Raw genomic sequence first — 16728 nt, 5'->3', positions numbered from 1 at the left:
CATTGTGGGGATTGGCTTGTGTTTATAGGTATTGTTAGCCTGTTTCCTGAAATGTTTCGCGCAATTACCGATTACGGGGTAACTGGCCGGGCAGTAAAAAATGGCCTGCTGAACATCCAGAGTTGGAGTCCACGTGACTTCGCCCATGACCGGCACCGTACCGTGGACGATCGTCCTTACGGCGGCGGACCGGGGATGTTAATGATGGTACAACCTTTACGGGATGCCATTCATGCAGCAAAAGCCGCGGCAGGTGAAGGCGCAAAGGTGATTTATCTTTCACCTCAGGGACGCAAGCTTGATCAAGCGGGCGTCAGCGAACTGGCAACCAATCAGAAATTGATTTTGGTGTGCGGTCGCTACGAAGGCGTAGATGAGCGCGTTATTCAGACCGAGATTGACGAAGAATGGTCAATTGGCGATTACGTTCTCAGCGGTGGTGAGCTACCGGCAATGACGCTGATTGACTCTGTGTCCCGGTTTATTCCGGGGGTTCTGGGTCATGAAGCTTCAGCAATCGAGGATTCTTTTGCTGATGGATTGCTGGATTGTCCACACTATACGCGCCCTGAAGTGTTAGAAGGTATGGAAGTACCGCCAGTGTTGCTGTCGGGAAACCATGCCGAGATACGTCGCTGGCGTCTGAAGCAGTCGCTGGGCCGGACCTGGCTGAGAAGACCTGAACTTTTGGAAAACCTGGCTCTGACTGAAGAGCAAGCAAGGTTGCTGGCGGAGTTCAAAAAGGAACTCGCGCAACAGCAACATAAACATGATGGGATGGCGTAAGCCCCCAATATCAGTTTACCCAGGATAAGAGATTAAATTATGAGCAACATTATTAAGCAACTTGAACAAGAACAGATGAAGCAGGACGTACCTTCCTTCCGTCCGGGTGATACCGTGGAAGTGAAAGTATGGGTTGTTGAAGGTTCCAAAAAACGTCTGCAGGCATTCGAGGGCGTGGTTATTGCTATTCGTAACCGCGGTCTGCACTCTGCATTCACTGTTCGCAAAATTTCCAACGGCGAAGGCGTTGAGCGTGTTTTCCAGACTCACTCTCCGGTAGTTGACAGCATTTCTGTCAAACGTCGTGGTGCTGTACGTAAAGCTAAACTGTACTACCTGCGTGAGCGTACCGGTAAGTCTGCTCGTATCAAAGAGCGTCTTAACTAAGATTCGCTTTCGCGACATCCTGAATGAAAGGGCTGGCCTGATGGGCTGGCCCTTTTTTTATCTTTATTTTAACCATTTTATTGTGAATCATTTACAATACGGTCCTCGTTCGGAGGGGCGGTGGTCAGCAATATTCTTTATCAATCAGTATTTCAACGGCGGGCCACATGGCTGGCGCTGTTTGCGATCCTGCTGATCGTGGTGGCGCCGCTGATCTCAATCTCCCTGCAAAAAGATCCGATGAACGGTATGCATCATGCGATGATGGCGATGCCGGAGAATATGTCATCACATCAAATGCCCATGATGCACAGTGATGACATGGCCCCAGGGTACTCGCACAGTATGCCGGTCGATCATGCTGAAGCCTGTGGTTACTGCGTACTATTAGCTCACGTGCCGGGCCTGATTTTTGCGCTGGTACTGCTGGTCAGTTTGATGCATCGGCGCCAGCGAGTTCCGGTTTCCCGTCCGGTACTGAAACACTGGCATTACTTCCCCTGGCTTTATCCCCATACCCGAGCGCCGCCGCTACCGTCTGCTTATTCCCTTGCATAAAAAATAACGTGCGCACTGCGCAATGCTCTCTTTTGCTTTCAAAAAGGAAAAGTATGACTACCTGCACCTCGCGCGCGGCATGGCTGAACCTGCTGCGTCGTCTTCATTTCTATATTGGGCTGTTTATCGGGCCGTTTATTTTTGTAGCTGCGCTGACCGGTACGCTATATGTCGCGACTCCACAGCTGGAAAGTTGGCTTTATCAGGATGCTCTTCGCGGTACTCTCAGTGGAGAAAAACAGCCGCTTAGCGCGCAAATTGCCGCAGCGAAAGACGTTGTTCAGGGAAACTTTCGTCTGCAGGCTGTACGCCCGGCGATAAGTATGGGGGAAACCACACGGGTGATGTTTATTGCCCCGAGTTTGGGTGAGTCTGAGACACGGGCAATTTTTATCGATCCGGTAAGCTTAAGCGTGCAAGGCGATATGCCGGTTTACGGTACTAGCGGTATTTTGCCGCTGCGTCAGTGGATTGATTATGCCCATCGCTCATTGCTCCTGGGGAACGCAGGGCGGTTGTACAGTGAACTGGCTGCCTCCTGGATGTGGGTTGCCGCCCTCGGAGGAATTGCGCTGTGGTCGATGACTCGCCCGCGCCGACGGATTAACAACAAGCTGCAGAATAACCGCCGCCTGCACGTATCCCTCGGATGGGGACTGCTAGCTGGCATGTTGCTATTTTCGGCGACCGGTTTAACCTGGTCGCAATGGGCCGGAGGTAACGTTGATAAGATGCGCGCCGCTTTCGGCTGGCTGACGCCGCAGGTGAATACGCAACTGCAACGTACAGCCTCAGCAGCTCACGATCCGCATGCGGAACACCATATAGGGAATATGGCGATGGGGGAGATGGTATCGCAGATAGACGTAGAGGATTTTGACAAGATTCTGTTGATTGCGCGCGCGGCTGGCCTGGATGCCAGCAAGCTGGAAATTCGACCACCGTCGGGAGCCGGGCGAGCGTGGACGGTAAATGAAATTGACAGAAGCTGGCCTACACAGGTTGATGCTGTAGCGATCGACGGTTCAAATATGCAGATCGTAGATCGTACTCATTTTTCTGACTTTCCATTAATGGCGAAGCTAACCCGCTGGGGCGTTGATTTTCATATGGGGATTCTGTTTGGTCTCGTTAATCAGCTGCTACTTATCGCCTTCGGTACTGCACTCTGCGTGATGTTAGTGGTGGGGTACCGTTTGTGGTGGATCCGCCGTCCGGTCCATGCGGCGTTTAACCCGGCCAATACGCTGATACAGGCGTGGTTTGGTCTAGCATGGCCCGCTCGTATGGTTACTACCATTATTGCGGCGTTGTTAGGGTTGGCACTGCCGCTAATGGGGATCAGCCTCGCTGTATGTCTCGCCGTTGATTACCTGCGCTGGCGCGTAGCAACGGCGATAATAAGGGCTAAATCAGTCGAGTAGATTGTTTAAGGCGTACTGATGACGACCGTGACGCGGCGGTTTTCAGCACGTCCTTTTGCAGTATCGTTACTGGCTATCGGGTATTTTTTACCTAATCCGCGGGTTGTTAAATTAGTGCGCGGGATATTGGCACCTTCGGCCCATGCATCTGCTACGCTATTAGCGCGCTTAAGCGATAACATTTCGTTGTAGCTGTCTTCACCGTAATTATCTGTATGACCTTCCAGGCGGCTGTGGGTAATGCCGGTGGTGGCCAGACGCGAAGCCATCGTACGAATTTGCTGTCGGCTATTAGTTCGCAGATGGTAGTCATTTTTGTCAAATAAGATGGTATCAGATATTCCTAATGACCAGTCGCCGTTGGTTTCAGTAAAGCCGTATGATTTCATTGCTGCGATTTGTTCCGCAGAGAATTTCCCTTGTGGGGTCTGACAGCCAGTGAGAAAAAGCGCGGCCAGTAAAGCAGGAGCAAAATATTTCCCGATCATTATGAGTCCTTTTATTTTTGCGTTTGCTGCAAGCGTTGATGTTTCATCCGATACATATTCTGATCGGCAATCTCTTGTAGATTTTCCGCTGATGCATGTTCCCAGGTTAAGGCATAACCAATACTTAGAGACAGATTAGCGGTATGGCCGTTGTGTAGATTAAACGGCGGGAGAAACTGTTCGGACAGTGAATTGCAGAGCGTCTGAACTTCGGCTTCCGTGTGAACACCGCGTAGCAGAATGGCAAATTCATCGCCGCCAAGACGCCATGCCTGGTGCTGCTTACCGACAAAGGTCATCAGGCGACTGGCGACTTCAATTAATACTTTATCTCCTGCGGCATGACCCCAGTTATCGTTGATGAGCTTGAAGTTATCGCCATCAAGAAATAACAGGGCGGAACTGCTGTGTACGGTTGCATCTTTCATCAACTCATTGATGACATTACGGAAAGCTGCCCTGTTTGCGAGTCCGGTTAGCGGATCGTGCAATGAACTGCGCAGGAGCTGGGCATTTTTTGCCTGAAGCTGCCGCTGCCAGTCCTCCATTTCACCCAGCAGGCTATTAAAATCCTGGGCAAACAGGTGGAACTCTTCAATGCGTTCTTCGGGAACGCGGCGAGAGAAATGGCGGTTCTCGCGGATGTCGTGTACAACCTCGGTAATACTCTGCAGCGCGGTCACAATACCGCGATGCAGAGAGTGGGTCAGGAGCAAAGCGATACAAGAAGCGAGAAAAATACTGCCGGTTAACACAATAATTGAGATGCCAAGAAAATGGCTTATCAATCTGTCCAGCGCGGTAAGACGGAGTTCACCGATCATTTTCCCCTGGTGCAGGATAGGTTGCACGGTGGGTTCAGGGAATAGCCAATTGCTGATGACGTCGCTAATTTGTTCCTGCCTGACGAGATGATCGTTATGCCACGAGGCGAAGGGTTTTTGTCGGCCATCTACCAGGATTGCTGTAGAAAATTGGCCCTGTTTTCCCAGCGTGGCCAGGGTATCTTCAGCCGCTGCGCTATCACCAAAGACGAGCGCAGCTTCCAGGCTACGGCCCATTGTGGCAGCAGTCAGCTCCAGGTTTTTTTGTGCATATTGCTTGAGCGTGAATATGGAGGCAGTACAGAGCAACAGCCATACCAGTGTCATAGAAATAACCACGCTTATCATGCTGATACGGCGCAGGGCTCTTTTAAAGGTGGGGCGCGGGGCCTGAGAAAAATCCTTATTCATGTGATGTTTTCCGGGCAAGCATCAGCACATCGGGATTAACCCGAACGCCGCTGTGCGTCAGTACATCCAGATTTACGGAAAATCTGACTCTCTCATTATTTATGAGCAGGCAAAAAGCACTGCCAATAGAGCAATCGGTGTTTTGTTCCGCAATAAGCAATAGGGGGCGATTTCCATATTTAGCCGTAAATTCAGACTGTTGGGTCGGTGATTCACTGCCAAAATAAAAACCATCGCAGTTTGTCTGTAAGGCTTCTTCTGTATTACGAACAATCACAGGTTTATAAGGCAATATATCTGGTGCTTCTTCAGCCAGGCTGCGGATATAACGTGATGTCGAAAAAATACATAGCCTTGGCGGACCAGATAGCTGCGGCCAGCGTGTATAAGTCACAATTCCCGATACGATTGTCCGAACATTATCAGACGGTCCAGAGGCAACAGCAGGGATACCCACGAGCGATAATACTAAAGTCAAAAAGAGACGGTGAAGAACGGTCATTACGGTTCCGTCAGGTTGTCATAGCGTGGGGGATGCAGATTGCTGCTACCCGGGCGAAGAATAGCATTATTGGTGAAAACCGTCATTAGCCAGCCCCGTGGCTTTAAGATAATTCTCACCAGGATTTTTCGTAAAGGAAAGCAGGTGCCGGAGAGAGGAATGATGTGATTATGTGCCTGGTGTAAAATAATTTGTACAATAAAAATGAAATATAGCGCTATTTAATTTATTTGTGTAAAGTAAAATTTACGGATTATGGATTGAAATCTTTACTTTGTATGATATCGTTACGTCATCCTCGCTGAGGAAATAACTATCGCAAACGAGCTATACAGGATCGCAATCATGCAAAAAGACGCGCTGAACAACGTACACATTACCGATGAACAGGTTTTGATCACTCCGGATCAACTGAAAGCTGAATTCCCCCTGAGTGTTGAGCAGGAAGCGCAGATCGCGCAGTCTCGCCAGACTATCTCTGATATCATCGCCGGTCGCGATCCGCGCCTGCTGGTGGTGTGTGGCCCTTGTTCGATTCACGATCCTGAAACCGCCATTGAATACGCTCGTCGTTTTAAAGCCCTAGCCGCAGAGGTCAGCGATAGCCTCTATCTGGTAATGCGCGTCTATTTTGAAAAACCCCGTACCACCGTAGGCTGGAAAGGGCTGATTAACGATCCGCATATGGATGGCTCGTTTGATGTAGAAGGCGGTTTGAAGATTGCACGCCGTCTGTTGGTTGATCTGGTTAATATGGGGTTACCATTGGCGACGGAAGCGCTGGATCCAAACAGTCCCCAATATCTTGGCGATTTGTTTAGCTGGTCCGCCATCGGCGCGCGTACGACGGAATCTCAGACTCACCGCGAGATGGCCTCCGGGTTGTCGATGCCGGTCGGTTTTAAAAACGGCACCGATGGCAGTCTTGCAACGGCAATTAACGCCATGCGCGCTGCCGCAATGCCGCACCGTTTTGTCGGTATCAACCAGGCCGGACAGGTTTGCCTGCTGCAAACTCAGGGCAACCCGAACGGTCATGTGATTCTGCGTGGTGGTAAAGCGCCAAACTACGGCCCTGAAGATGTCGCGAAGTGTGAAAAAGAGATGACTCAGGCGGGACTGAAGCCCTCGCTGATGGTAGATTGCAGCCATGGGAATTCTAATAAAGACTTCCGCCGCCAGCCTGCGGTAGCTGAGTCCGTTGTCGCACAGATTAAAGATGGTAATCGTTCCATTATTGGTCTGATGATTGAGAGCAATATCCACGAAGGTAACCAGTCCTCTGAGCAGCCGCGTTGCGATATGAAATATGGCGTCTCCGTGACCGATGCCTGCATTAGCTGGGAAACCACCGATGCATTGCTCCGCGAACTTGATAAGGATCTACGAGGCCATCTGGCGGCTCGTCTGGTGTAAGAGGATTTTATGGTTGCTGAACTGACCGCATTACGCGATCAAATTGATGAAGTTGATAAGGCGCTGCTGGAACTGCTGGCTAAACGTCTGGAACTGGTAGCGGAAGTCGGAGAGGTAAAAAGCCAATATGGTCTGCCGATTTACGTGCCTGAGCGCGAATCGGCGATGTTGGCTTCTCGTCGTGAAGAAGCCGCTGCGCTCGGGGTTCCGCCGGACCTTATCGAAGATGTTTTGCGTCGCGTGATGCGTGAGTCTTACTCCAGCGAAAACGACAAAGGTTTTAAAACGCTCTATCCGAATTTGCGTCCGGTAGTGATTGTCGGCGGCGGCGGGCAAATGGGGCGTCTGTTTGAGAAAATGCTGACGCTTTCCGGCTACCAGGTCCGTATCCTGGAAAAAGGTGACTGGTCGCGGGCGGAAGAAATAGTTGCCGATGCCGGTATGGTGATCGTCAGCGTGCCGATTCACACGACGGCGGCAACGATTGCACAGCTTCCTCCGTTGCCAACTGACTGCATCCTGGTTGATTTGGCTTCGGTTAAAGCGGAGCCTCTACAGGCGATGTTAGCCGCGCATAAAGGTCCGGTACTGGGTCTGCACCCTATGTTTGGCCCGGATAGCGGCAGCCTGGCGAAGCAGGTCGTGGTGTATTGCGATGGTCGCCAACCGGAGGCCTATCAGTGGTTTCTGGAGCAAATTCAGGTCTGGGGGGCCAGGCTGCATCGTATCAGCGCAGTTGAACACGATCAGAACATGGCCTTTATTCAGGCGTTGCGCCACTTTGCAACCTTTGCCTACGGCCTGCATCTGGCGGAAGAGAACGTGCGTCTTGAGCAGCTTTTAGCCCTCTCATCGCCTATCTATCGTCTGGAACTGGCGATGGTTGGTCGACTGTTCGCTCAGGATCCGCAGCTCTATGCCGATATTATTATGTCTTCTGAAAATAACCTGGCGCTGATCAAACGCTACTATCAGCGTTTTGGCGAGGCGATTAGCTTGTTGGAGCAAGGCGATAAGCAGGCATTTATCGATAGCTTCCGTAAGGTTGAGCACTGGTTCGGCGATTATGCTCAGCGCTTCCAGAGCGAAAGCCGGACGCTGCTGCGCCAGGCTAATGATAATCGTCAGTAAGTCGTAAAACATGTATACAATAAAGCCAGAGGGGTTACCCGCTGGCTTTTTTTATAGGGATGGAAACGATGGCTGAACCACAACCGCTGTTTGATTATGTCGGGCATCTGCCGGAATGCCCGACCTGGAGTGAAGCTGAACAGGTATTGTACTGGGCCGATATTATGGAGTGTCAGATTCACCGTTATGACGTGCATACCGGTGAACACCAGGTGCTGCAATTTCCCGAAGAAGTTGGCTGTTTTGCGCTGCGTGCAAAGGGGGGCTTTATTGTCGCTTTACGCAGCGCTATCTGGCTCACTGATGTTCATGGCCTGCTGCAACGAAAAGTTTGTGATAACCCGAGTAACCCGCAGCTGGCGCGCTTTAACGATGGCGGAACCGATCGCGATGGTCGTTTTTATGCCGGGACGTTTTGGGGGCCGGGAGATTTTAACGGCGCGCTCCTGATGCGTATTGATAACGATCTCTCCCCGCAGGTGATTCAGTGCGATATCCACGGTGCCAATGGTCTGGCATTTAGCGAAGACAAGCGCTGGATGTATACCTCGGATACGCCCAATGCCGTTATCTATCGTACACCGCTGGATGAGCAGGGCGAGGTGGGTAAACGCGAGGTCTTTCGTCGCTTTCAGCCCGGCGAGGGCATTCCTGATGGCGCGGCCATCGATACTGAAGGTTGCTACTGGAGCGCGATGTTTGACGGTTGGCGTATTGCGCGCTTTTCTCCGACGGGCGAGCAACTGGAGGAGTACCGTTTACCGGTGCGTTGCCCGACGATGGTTTGTTTCGGCGGGGCTGATATGAAGACGCTTTATATCACCACCACTCGAGAGAATATGGATGCCGATGAAGTGGCGAAGTATCCGCTTTCCGGCGCTATCTTCACCCTGCCTGTTTCTGTGGCAGGGATGAAGAAATTACCTTTTATAGAACGTTAAACCGGATCGACCGGCACCACGTTTTCGCTGGCATAACAGCCCAGCACCTTCATCGAACGAGTTATCTCGGCCAGCTCTTTTAGTGCCTTACGCATTGGCATTGATTCCAGGTTGGCCTGGATATCCAGATAAAACATCTCTTCCCACGGATTGCCGTGAATCGGGCGTGATTCCAGTTTCGTCATGATCAAGTTATGGTTACGCAGTACCAGCAGCGCTTCAACCAGGGCCCCGGCTTGCTGACCCGTTGCCATCAACAGGGTGGTTTTCGCCGGAACCTGATCGGAGACTTCCACTGCTTTACGTGCCAGAACCAGGAAGCGGGTGATGTTTTGCGTCTGGTTAGCCAGGCAGTGTTCCAGCACCTGTAAACCATGGAGCGCTCCGCCAGCTTCGCTGCCCAGAGCGGCAACGCCTGGAGAGTTAGCCTGTGCTACTTTCTCCATTGCTGAGGATGTGCTGTCGGTATATTCAATGTTCCAGTGCGGGTAGCGGCTAAGATACTGGCTGCACTGCTGGAACGGCTGCGGATGGCTGTAAACCGTCGTAATCTGTTGTGCGTCGGTCGACGTTGAGACCAGTACGCAGTGATCGATAGGCAGGGTCAGTTCGCCAACGATAGATAAGCTGGTGTGCTGCAGAAGGTCGTAAACATCATTGATGCCGCCGGAGCTGGTATTTTCAATCGGGACGACGGCATAGTCAGCCTGGCCGGTTTCTACTTGTTCAAAGATATCGGCGAATTTAGCACAGCCGCTTTCGATAAACTGTTCAAAGTGGCGGGCGGCATACTGACGAGCAGCAAGATGCGAATATGAACCTTTAGGTCCAAGAAACGCCACGCGGGCGGAGTGCGGGTTGATCTTATTCAGATGCTGCTGGAGCAGGGTTTGTTGGGTAAGGACCGAATCTTCAATGATCAGCTGGAACAGGCGCGTGATGTAATGGGCATCAAGATGGTGGTTTTTACCCAGCGTCATCAGGCGTTCCAGCAGGTCGCGCTCGCGGTCAATATCGCGTACCGGACGATGTGATGCCAGCTTGGCTTTTCCGACCTCCACGGCCAGGCCGCGGCGCTCCGCCAGCAGCGCAAGCAGTTTTTCATCCAGAGCGCTTATCTTATCGCGTAGGGCCAGTAATGGGTTTTCCTCGGTCATATGTGTTGCCTTTCTTGTTATTGATTATCAATAAAAAAGGCCTCCCGTTTGGGAGGCCTTGTTGTTCGTCTTCGCATTCTTTATCACACGACGAATTGCCTCCCATTCAGGGGAAGGTAAAAAAGAATGCGAAGAAGAACGGGATCAGTTTCACGGTGAATTCCTTGAGTTTGTGGGGATTACAGTACCTGTAGTGTTTTCACTCTGTCAATAAAAAACGCGCCCGAAGGCGCGTGGCATTACACAAGCTTAAGTTAAGGATTACTCTTCTTCTTCCACAAAGCCTGCCTCTTTCACCGATGTTGCGGCGCGGCGGGCTTCCCCTTTGTGTTGCACTTTATTCAGCTGCCGTTCCAGCTTGTTGATCAATTCATTGATTGCGGCATACATGTCTTCATGCCGTGCGCTGGCAACCAGATGACCGTTTGGTGTATTGATAGTTGCGTCAGCGATGAAACCCTGCGGCTCCTTAGAAAGGATGATGTGCGGGTTAATTAAATGAGTTTGCCATTTATCAAGTTTGGCGAGACGGTCTGCGACGTGCTGGCGAATTGCCGGAGTAATTTCCATTTGTTTACTGGTAATGTTCATTGTCATAAATTTTACCTCTTGTCTTTCCCGTCTTGGTGAACTCAGCATACCTCGCCCAATGTCAAAATGCGTGATTTAAATCACATTTTATTGTCACTTTTTGTCAACGAATTGGTTTTGTGAGACAGGACAGGAACAGGTGAGATTTTACTTGTCGAATGGAAGAAAGAGAGCCATATTTGATGAGTTAACTCGGCGCTAAACCGCTTCAGCTAAAGAATTAAACGAATAAAAAACGGCAGCCTCATCCGGCTGCCGTTTTGCTTATCTACCGGCTATCAGGTGTTTTTGCTGTTCGCCGCAATAATTTTCGCTACTTTGTCAGCCTGAGCATTCATTTGCATCTGGCGGTAGGCATTTTCCATTTTCGGCAGCGCATCGCGGGTGGCCTGCGTATCCGGATAGTTACGCAGCATGCCGTCTACGCGGTTGACTACCGCAACCCAGGCGCCACGATCGGTATAGTAATCAACTACCGACAGTTCGTACTTCGCCAGACGATCCTTCAGGAATACCATACGTTTGTAGGCGTCGGTAGAGTACTGGCTGTTAGGATAACCACGAACCAGTTTGGAGAAGTCGTTAAAGGCATCGCGCGCGTGTTGCGGGTCGCGGTCGGAGCGATCGACACCGAAGAAGCCCTGTAGCGCACTGTCATCCAACGCCATATTTGTCAGACCACGCATATAAATGACGTAATCAATGTTAGGATGCGTAGGGTTCAGGCGTACAAAGCGATCGATGGCTGCCTGAGCCAGCGGCAGGTCTGCGTTTTTGTAGTACGCATAAATCAGGTCCAACTGTACCTGTTGAGAATAAGGTCCGAAGGGATAACGGTTATCCAACGCTTCCAGTTGCGTTATTGCCTGTTTCCAGTTACCGTCCTGCAGCTTTTGCTGAGCGGTCGCGTAGATCTCATTCGGCGGATTATCGGGCACCTCCTCCTTTGAGCCAGAGCAACCCACCAAAGCCAGGCTCAGTGTGGCTGCTGCCACCAGGTATTTCATGCGCGTCATGACGTTTTGACTTCCTCAAAATGTTTATGCGGGAGAATCTCTGTTCCTGCTCCCGATTAAGACCAGCTACAATAGCACACTATATTAAACGGCAAAGCCGTAAAACCCAACGTTAAAACGAAGAAGCTGTATATGGCACAACGAGTACAACTCAACGCAACGGTGTCCGAAAATCAACTCGGACAACGCTTAGATCAGGCTTTGGCCGAATTGTTCCCGGATTATTCGCGTTCGCGCATAAAAGAATGGATCCTTGACCAGAGAGTGCTGGTAAACGGCAATGTCAGCGACAAGCCGAAAGAGAAAGTGCTGGGGGGAGAGACGATTGCTATCGATGTTGAAATCGAAGAAGAAGTCCGTTTCCAGGCACAGGATATTCCGCTCAATATCGTTTATGAAGATGATGACATCCTCGTCATTAATAAACCGCGCGATTTAGTTGTGCACCCTGGCGCGGGCAACCCTGACGGTACTGTGCTGAATGCGCTGTTGCACTACTATCCGGCCATTGCTGATGTGCCGCGTGCGGGGATTGTGCATCGTCTCGATAAAGACACGACCGGTTTGATGGTGGTCGCGAAAACTATCCCGGCGCAAACCCGACTGGTGGAGTCCCTGCAGCTGCGCGAAATCACCCGCGAGTATGAGGCGGTGGCGATTGGTCATATGACGGCAGGCGGAACGGTTGAAGAACCGATTAGCCGCCACCCGACCAAGCGTACGCATATGGCGGTACATCCCATGGGAAAACCGGCGGTAACACACTACCGGATTATGGAGCATTTTCGCATCCATACTCGCCTGCGCTTGCGCCTGGAAACTGGTCGTACACACCAGATTCGCGTGCACATGGCGCATATCACTCACCCGCTGGTGGGCGATCAGGTTTATGGCGGGCGTCCACGTCCACCGAAAGGCGCGTCGGAAGAGTTCATCACCGCGCTGCGTAAATTCGATCGTCAGGCTCTGCACGCTACGATGCTACGCTTATACCATCCGATCAGCGGTATTGAGATGGAATGGCATGCGCCTATTCCGCAGGATATGGTTGATTTGATTGATGCCATGCGCGCTGATTTTGAAGCCCATAAGGACGATATCGACTGGCTATGACTAAACTGATTGTACCGCAATGGCCGATGCCGCAAGGCGTTGCTGCCTGTAGTTCCACGCGTATTGGCGGGGTTAGCCTGTCGCCATACGACTCACTCAACCTTGGTGCCCATTGCGGAGACAATCAGCAGCACGTTGAGGAGAATCGTCGACGCATGTTTTCTGCAGGCGGTCTGCCGTCATACCCGGTGTGGCTGGAGCAGGTTCATGGTACGGCAGTTTTGAAACTTGACGGCGGTCCGTACGAGTCAAAGCGTGCGGATGCCTCATATTGCAATGTACCTGGTACGGTATGTGCGGTGATGACCGCTGATTGCCTACCGGTGCTTTTTTGTAATCGCGCGGGCACTGAAATCGCGGCGGCCCATGCTGGCTGGCGCGGTTTATGTGAAGGTGTGCTGGAAGAAACGGTCGCCTGCTTTATCGATAAGCCGGAAAATATCCTGGCCTGGCTTGGGCCCGCCATCGGGCCGGAAGCTTTTGAAGTCGGCCCGGAAGTGCGTGAAGCCTTTATAGAGAAAGATGCCCAAGCGCAGAGCGCGTTTCGCCCTGCGGGTGAAAAATATTTTGCCGATATTTATCAACTGGCTCGTCAGCGTCTGGCGAATGTTGGCGTTGAGCAGATTTTCGGTGGAGACCGCTGTACCTTCAGCGAAAACGATGATTTTTTCTCTTATCGCCGCGATCGAACCACAGGGCGTATGGCAAGTTTCATCTGGCTGATATAACCTGCCGAACTAAGACGATCCAGAAGGCAAACTTATTTTTGCATAGTTCAGGTCTTTAACCTTGAATAATTGAGGGATGACCTCATTTAATCTCCAGTAGCAAATTTGACCTGTTATGGGAGGAGTTATGCGTCTGGATCGTCTTACCAATAAATTCCAGCTTGCTCTTGCCGATGCCCAGTCGCTTGCACTTGGGCACGACAACCAATTCATCGAACCTCTTCATCTAATGAGCGCCTTGCTGAATCAGGAAGGGGGATCGGTACGTCCTTTATTAACTTCGGCGGGCATTAATGCCGGAGAGTTACGCACCAATATCGAACAGGCGCTGAGCCGCTTACCGCAGGTAGAGGGTACCGGTGGCGACGTACAGCCGTCCCAGGATCTGGTGCGTATACTCAATCTTTGCGACAAGCTGGCGCAAAAGAGAAAGGACAACTTTATTTCGTCAGAACTGTTCGTTCTGGCGGCGCTTGAATCACGCGGTACGCTGACCGACCTCTTGAAATCTGCCGGAGCTACAACCGCCAATGTGAGTCAGGCGATTGAACAAATGCGCGGAGGTGAAAGCGTGAACGATCAGGGAGCCGAAGACCAACGTCAGGCATTGAAGAAATTTACAGTCGATCTGACCGAGCGTGCCGAACAGGGCAAGCTTGACCCGGTGATCGGTCGTGATGAAGAAATTCGCCGTACTATTCAGGTACTGCAGCGCCGTACCAAAAACAACCCTGTGCTTATTGGTGAGCCTGGGGTAGGTAAAACGGCAATCGTCGAAGGCTTGGCGCAGCGTATCGTCAATGGCGAGGTACCTGAAGGACTGAAGGGCCGCCGAGTACTGGCGCTGGATATGGGGTCGCTGGTGGCGGGTGCCAAGTATCGTGGTGAGTTTGAAGAACGCTTAAAAGGCGTGCTGAACGATCTTGCTAAGCAGGAAGGCAACGTTATTCTGTTTATTGATGAGTTGCACACCATGGTAGGCGCGGGTAAAGCCGACGGTGCAATGGACGCCGGGAACATGCTGAAACCGGCTCTGGCTCGTGGTGAACTGCACTGCGTTGGTGCTACAACGCTTGATGAATATCGCCAGTATATTGAAAAAGATGCTGCGCTGGAACGCCGTTTCCAGAAAGTGTTCGTCGCGGAGCCGACAGTTGAAGATACCATCGCGATTCTGCGTGGATTGAAAGAACGTTATGAACTGCACCACCATGTGCAGATCACCGACCCGGCGATTGTCGCGGCAGCAACGTTGTCTCATCGTTACATTGCCGACCGCCAGTTGCCGGACAAAGCTATCGACCTGATCGATGAAGCGGCATCCAGTATCCGTATGCAGATTGACTCAAAACCGGAAGAGCTTGACCGACTGGACCGCCGTATCATCCAGCTAAAACTGGAGCAGCAGGCGTTGAAGAAAGAGTCGGATGAAGCCAGTATCAAGCGGCTGGATATGCTGAACGAAGAGCTGGCAGATAAAGAACGCCAGTATTCAGTATTAGAGGAAGAGTGGAAGGCTGAAAAGGCTTCGCTCTCTGGAACTCAGACGATCAAGGCAGAGCTGGAACAGGCCAAAATCGCAATTGAGCAGGCGCGTCGCGTTGGCGATCTGGCGCGGATGTCTGAATTACAGTATGGCAAGATTCCGGAGCTGGAAAAACAGCTCGCGGCTGCGACTCAGTCTGAAGGCAAGACCATGCGCCTGTTGCGTAATAAAGTAACGGATGCAGAAATCGCCGAAGTTCTGGCTCGCTGGACCGGTATTCCGGTAGCCCGCATGCTGGAAGGTGAGCGTGAGAAACTGCTGCGCATGGAGCAGGAGCTGCATAGTCGCGTCATTGGCCAGAACGAAGCGGTTGAAGCGGTATCGAACGCGATTCGCCGTAGCCGTGCCGGACTGTCCGATCCGAACCGCCCGATTGGCTCGTTCCTGTTCCTCGGTCCTACTGGTGTGGGTAAAACGGAACTGTGTAAAGCGCTGGCCAACTTTATGTTCGATAGCGATGATGCAATGGTGCGTATCGACATGTCTGAGTTTATGGAGAAACATTCCGTGTCGCGTCTGGTTGGGGCACCTCCGGGATACGTTGGCTATGAAGAAGGTGGCTATCTGACTGAAGCGGTCCGTCGTCGTCCCTATTCCGTCATTCTGCTGGACGAAGTGGAAAAAGCGCATCCTGATGTGTTTAACATTCTACTTCAGGTGCTGGACGATGGACGTTTGACTGACGGGCAGGGGAGAACTGTCGACTTCCGTAATACGGTTGTTATCATGACATCTAACCTCGGTTCAGATCTCATTCAGGAACGTTTTGGGGCATTGGATTATGGCCATATGAAAGACATGGTACTGGGTGTGGTTAGCCAGAGCTTCCGTCCAGAGTTTATTAACCGTATAGATGAGGTTGTTGTATTCCATCCGCTGGGTGAAAAACACATTGCTTCTATTGCGCAGATTCAACTGCAGCGGTTGTACAAACGCCTGGAAGAGCGAGGTTATGAAGTCCAGATGTCTGATGATGCACTGAAACTCCTGAGTGAAAATGGATACGACCCGGTTTACGGCGCGCGTCCGCTGAAACGTGCTATTCAGCAACAGATCGAAAACCCGCTGGCGCAGCAGATTCTTTCCGGTGAATTGATTCCAGGGAAAGAAGTACAATTAGTTGTGAAAAACGATCGGATAGTGGCAGTGCAGTAAATCACAAAACAGCAAAAACGGGCCCTCAGGGCTCGTTTTTGTTTAAAATCCAGGCAATAATTTAATTGTGGCTAATGTTTTGGGTGAAAATTAAGCAAGCGAGCGTTTTTTTTAAAATTCCCCTTGTCACTTCAGAATTACTCCCTATAATGCGCCTCCACTGACACGGAACAACGGCAAATAAGCCGCCGGGTCAGCGGGATTCAGCGATGAATACCGGCAGAGAAAAGCGAAAATAAACGCTTGACTCTGAAAGAGGGAAGCGTAATATACGCCACCTCGCGACAGAGCGCTAAAGCGCGTCGCAACTGCTCTTTAACAATTTATCAGACAATCTGTGTGGGCACTCAAAGTGACATGGATTCTTAATGTCTTCGGGCAATAAATGAATACCAAGTCTCAAAGAGTGAACACGTAATTCATTACGAAGTTTAATTCTACGAGCATCAAACTTAAATTGAAGAGTTTGATCATGGCTCAGATTGAACGCTGGCGGCAGGCCTAACACATGCAAGTCGAACGGTAGCACAGAGAGCTTGCTCTCGGGTGACGAG

General features: G+C 51.2%; 17 protein-coding genes, 1 rRNA gene and 1 other annotated feature. Of the genes, 11 read left to right on the top strand and 7 right to left on the bottom strand.

Features of this window, described 5'->3' with window-relative positions; translation table 11 throughout:
- Nucleotides 1–18: 18 nt before the first annotated feature.
- The 4 genes from trmD (at nt 19) to FN082_RS10345 (ending at nt 3155) form a co-directional block, all read left to right on the top strand.
- Nucleotides 19–786: a tRNA (guanosine(37)-N1)-methyltransferase TrmD gene (gene trmD, locus FN082_RS10360; protein ID WP_139539419.1), complete on the top strand. Its 768-nt coding sequence runs from the start codon at nt 19–21 to the stop codon at nt 784–786.
- A 39-nt stretch (nt 787–825) separates the two neighbouring features.
- Nucleotides 826–1173, top strand: a complete 348-nt coding sequence (rplS, locus tag FN082_RS10355; protein WP_004104634.1) for a 50S ribosomal protein L19 — start codon at nt 826–828, stop codon at nt 1171–1173.
- Nucleotides 1174–1293: 120 nt separating this feature from the next.
- Complete coding sequence (locus tag FN082_RS10350) at nt 1294–1731, top strand: DUF2946 domain-containing protein (protein WP_142465741.1); 438 nt, start codon at nt 1294–1296, stop codon at nt 1729–1731.
- Nucleotides 1732–1784: 53 nt separating this feature from the next.
- Nucleotides 1785–3155, top strand: coding sequence for a PepSY-associated TM helix domain-containing protein (locus FN082_RS10345; RefSeq protein ID WP_142981540.1), 1371 nt, complete (start codon nt 1785–1787; stop codon nt 3153–3155).
- Between the two features lie 5 nt (nt 3156–3160).
- Here FN082_RS10345 and FN082_RS10340 read toward each other — a convergent pair whose 3' ends face one another.
- From FN082_RS10340 to FN082_RS10330, 3 genes are read right to left on the bottom strand one after another with little or no spacing between them, the layout of a single operon-like run.
- Nucleotides 3161–3643: an OmpA family protein gene (locus FN082_RS10340; RefSeq protein WP_142981539.1), complete on the bottom strand. Its 483-nt coding sequence runs from the start codon at nt 3641–3643 to the stop codon at nt 3161–3163.
- An 11-nt stretch (nt 3644–3654) separates the two neighbouring features.
- Entirely contained in the window at nt 3655–4878 is a 1224-nt protein-coding gene (dgcN, locus tag FN082_RS10335; RefSeq protein WP_142981538.1) for a diguanylate cyclase DgcN, read from the bottom strand.
- Nucleotides 4871–5380: a YfiR family protein gene (locus FN082_RS10330; protein ID WP_142467398.1), complete on the bottom strand. Its 510-nt coding sequence runs from the start codon at nt 5378–5380 to the stop codon at nt 4871–4873. Before FN082_RS10330 ends, dgcN begins: the two co-directional genes overlap by 8 nt.
- Before the next feature lie 345 nt (nt 5381–5725).
- Here FN082_RS10330 and aroF point away from each other — a divergent pair, with 345 nt between their 5' ends.
- The 3 genes from aroF (at nt 5726) to FN082_RS10315 (ending at nt 8868) form a co-directional block, all read left to right on the top strand.
- Nucleotides 5726–6796, top strand: coding sequence for a 3-deoxy-7-phosphoheptulonate synthase AroF (aroF, locus tag FN082_RS10325; RefSeq protein WP_139539377.1), 1071 nt, complete (start codon nt 5726–5728; stop codon nt 6794–6796).
- A gap of 9 nt (nt 6797–6805) precedes the next feature.
- A complete protein-coding gene (gene tyrA / locus FN082_RS10320) occupies nt 6806–7927 on the top strand; it encodes a bifunctional chorismate mutase/prephenate dehydrogenase (protein ID WP_139539376.1) in 1122 nt (373 codons plus the stop codon).
- 68 nt (nt 7928–7995) lie between these two features.
- Nucleotides 7996–8868 (top strand): SMP-30/gluconolactonase/LRE family protein, encoded by an 873-nt coding sequence (locus FN082_RS10315; RefSeq protein ID WP_139539375.1) that lies wholly within the window; start codon nt 7996–7998, stop codon nt 8866–8868.
- Here the strand turns inward: FN082_RS10315 and pheA are convergent.
- From pheA to bamD, 4 genes are all read right to left on the bottom strand, one after another.
- The gene (gene pheA / locus FN082_RS10310) at nt 8865–10025 is read right to left on the bottom strand and encodes a bifunctional chorismate mutase/prephenate dehydratase (RefSeq protein ID WP_139539374.1); all 1161 of its coding nucleotides are present in this window, start codon (nt 10023–10025) and stop codon (nt 8865–8867) included. The genes FN082_RS10315 and pheA overlap by 4 nt on opposite strands.
- A gap of 30 nt (nt 10026–10055) precedes the next feature.
- Nucleotides 10056–10180, bottom strand: a sequence feature (Phe leader region).
- Nucleotides 10132–10179, bottom strand: a complete 48-nt coding sequence (pheL, locus tag FN082_RS30050) for a pheA operon leader peptide PheL (protein WP_101706155.1) — start codon at nt 10177–10179, stop codon at nt 10132–10134. (Overlaps the previous feature by 48 nt.)
- Nucleotides 10181–10286: 106 nt before the next feature.
- On the bottom strand, nt 10287–10622 hold the full coding sequence (raiA, locus tag FN082_RS10305) for a ribosome-associated translation inhibitor RaiA (RefSeq protein WP_002914111.1): 336 nt from the start codon (nt 10620–10622) through the stop codon (nt 10287–10289).
- A 272-nt stretch (nt 10623–10894) separates the two neighbouring features.
- The gene (bamD, locus tag FN082_RS10300) at nt 10895–11632 is read right to left on the bottom strand and encodes an outer membrane protein assembly factor BamD (protein ID WP_004123741.1); all 738 of its coding nucleotides are present in this window, start codon (nt 11630–11632) and stop codon (nt 10895–10897) included.
- 132 nt (nt 11633–11764) lie between these two features.
- On the opposite strand from bamD, the gene rluD reads away from it, so the two are divergent.
- From rluD to FN082_RS10280, 4 genes are all read left to right on the top strand, one after another.
- The gene (rluD, locus tag FN082_RS10295; RefSeq protein ID WP_139539373.1) at nt 11765–12745 is read left to right on the top strand and encodes a 23S rRNA pseudouridine(1911/1915/1917) synthase RluD; all 981 of its coding nucleotides are present in this window, start codon (nt 11765–11767) and stop codon (nt 12743–12745) included.
- Nucleotides 12742–13473 (top strand): purine nucleoside phosphorylase YfiH, encoded by a 732-nt coding sequence (gene yfiH, locus FN082_RS10290; protein WP_139539372.1) that lies wholly within the window; start codon nt 12742–12744, stop codon nt 13471–13473. Before rluD ends, yfiH begins: the two co-directional genes overlap by 4 nt.
- 127 nt (nt 13474–13600) lie before the next feature.
- Nucleotides 13601–16174, top strand: a complete 2574-nt coding sequence (clpB, locus tag FN082_RS10285) for an ATP-dependent chaperone ClpB (protein WP_139539371.1) — start codon at nt 13601–13603, stop codon at nt 16172–16174.
- A gap of 454 nt (nt 16175–16628) precedes the next feature.
- A 16S ribosomal RNA gene (locus tag FN082_RS10280) occupies nt 16629–16728 on the top strand; the annotation flags it as partial.

It is taken from the genome of Klebsiella spallanzanii (genome assembly GCF_902158555.1).
Classification (GTDB): Bacteria; Pseudomonadota; Gammaproteobacteria; order Enterobacterales; family Enterobacteriaceae; genus Klebsiella; species Klebsiella spallanzanii.
Note: the sequence above shows the minus strand (reverse complement) of the source record. Positions and strands in the feature narration are given on the sequence as shown.

What these genes read in the sequence shown, in the direction of transcription:
- rplS (WP_004104634.1), top strand. Translation starts at nt 826, where the DNA reads ATGAGCAACATTATTAAGCAACTTGAACAAGAACAGATGAAGCAGGAC.
- FN082_RS10345 (WP_142981540.1), top strand. Translation starts at nt 1,785, where the DNA reads ATGACTACCTGCACCTCGCGCGCGGCATGGCTGAACCTGCTGCGTCGT.
- FN082_RS10340 (WP_142981539.1), bottom strand. Translation starts at nt 3,643, where the DNA reads ATGATCGGGAAATATTTTGCTCCTGCTTTACTGGCCGCGCTTTTTCTC.
- dgcN (WP_142981538.1), bottom strand. Translation starts at nt 4,878, where the DNA reads ATGAATAAGGATTTTTCTCAGGCCCCGCGCCCCACCTTTAAAAGAGCC.
- FN082_RS10330 (WP_142467398.1), bottom strand. Translation starts at nt 5,380, where the DNA reads ATGACCGTTCTTCACCGTCTCTTTTTGACTTTAGTATTATCGCTCGTG.
- aroF (WP_139539377.1), top strand. Translation starts at nt 5,726, where the DNA reads ATGCAAAAAGACGCGCTGAACAACGTACACATTACCGATGAACAGGTT.
- tyrA (WP_139539376.1), top strand. Translation starts at nt 6,806, where the DNA reads ATGGTTGCTGAACTGACCGCATTACGCGATCAAATTGATGAAGTTGAT.
- FN082_RS10315 (WP_139539375.1), top strand. Translation starts at nt 7,996, where the DNA reads ATGGCTGAACCACAACCGCTGTTTGATTATGTCGGGCATCTGCCGGAA.
- pheA (WP_139539374.1), bottom strand. Translation starts at nt 10,025, where the DNA reads ATGACCGAGGAAAACCCATTACTGGCCCTACGCGATAAGATAAGCGCT.
- raiA (WP_002914111.1), bottom strand. Translation starts at nt 10,622, where the DNA reads ATGACAATGAACATTACCAGTAAACAAATGGAAATTACTCCGGCAATT.
- bamD (WP_004123741.1), bottom strand. Translation starts at nt 11,632, where the DNA reads ATGACGCGCATGAAATACCTGGTGGCAGCAGCCACACTGAGCCTGGCT.
- rluD (WP_139539373.1), top strand. Translation starts at nt 11,765, where the DNA reads ATGGCACAACGAGTACAACTCAACGCAACGGTGTCCGAAAATCAACTC.
- yfiH (WP_139539372.1), top strand. Translation starts at nt 12,742, where the DNA reads ATGACTAAACTGATTGTACCGCAATGGCCGATGCCGCAAGGCGTTGCT.
- clpB (WP_139539371.1), top strand. Translation starts at nt 13,601, where the DNA reads ATGCGTCTGGATCGTCTTACCAATAAATTCCAGCTTGCTCTTGCCGAT.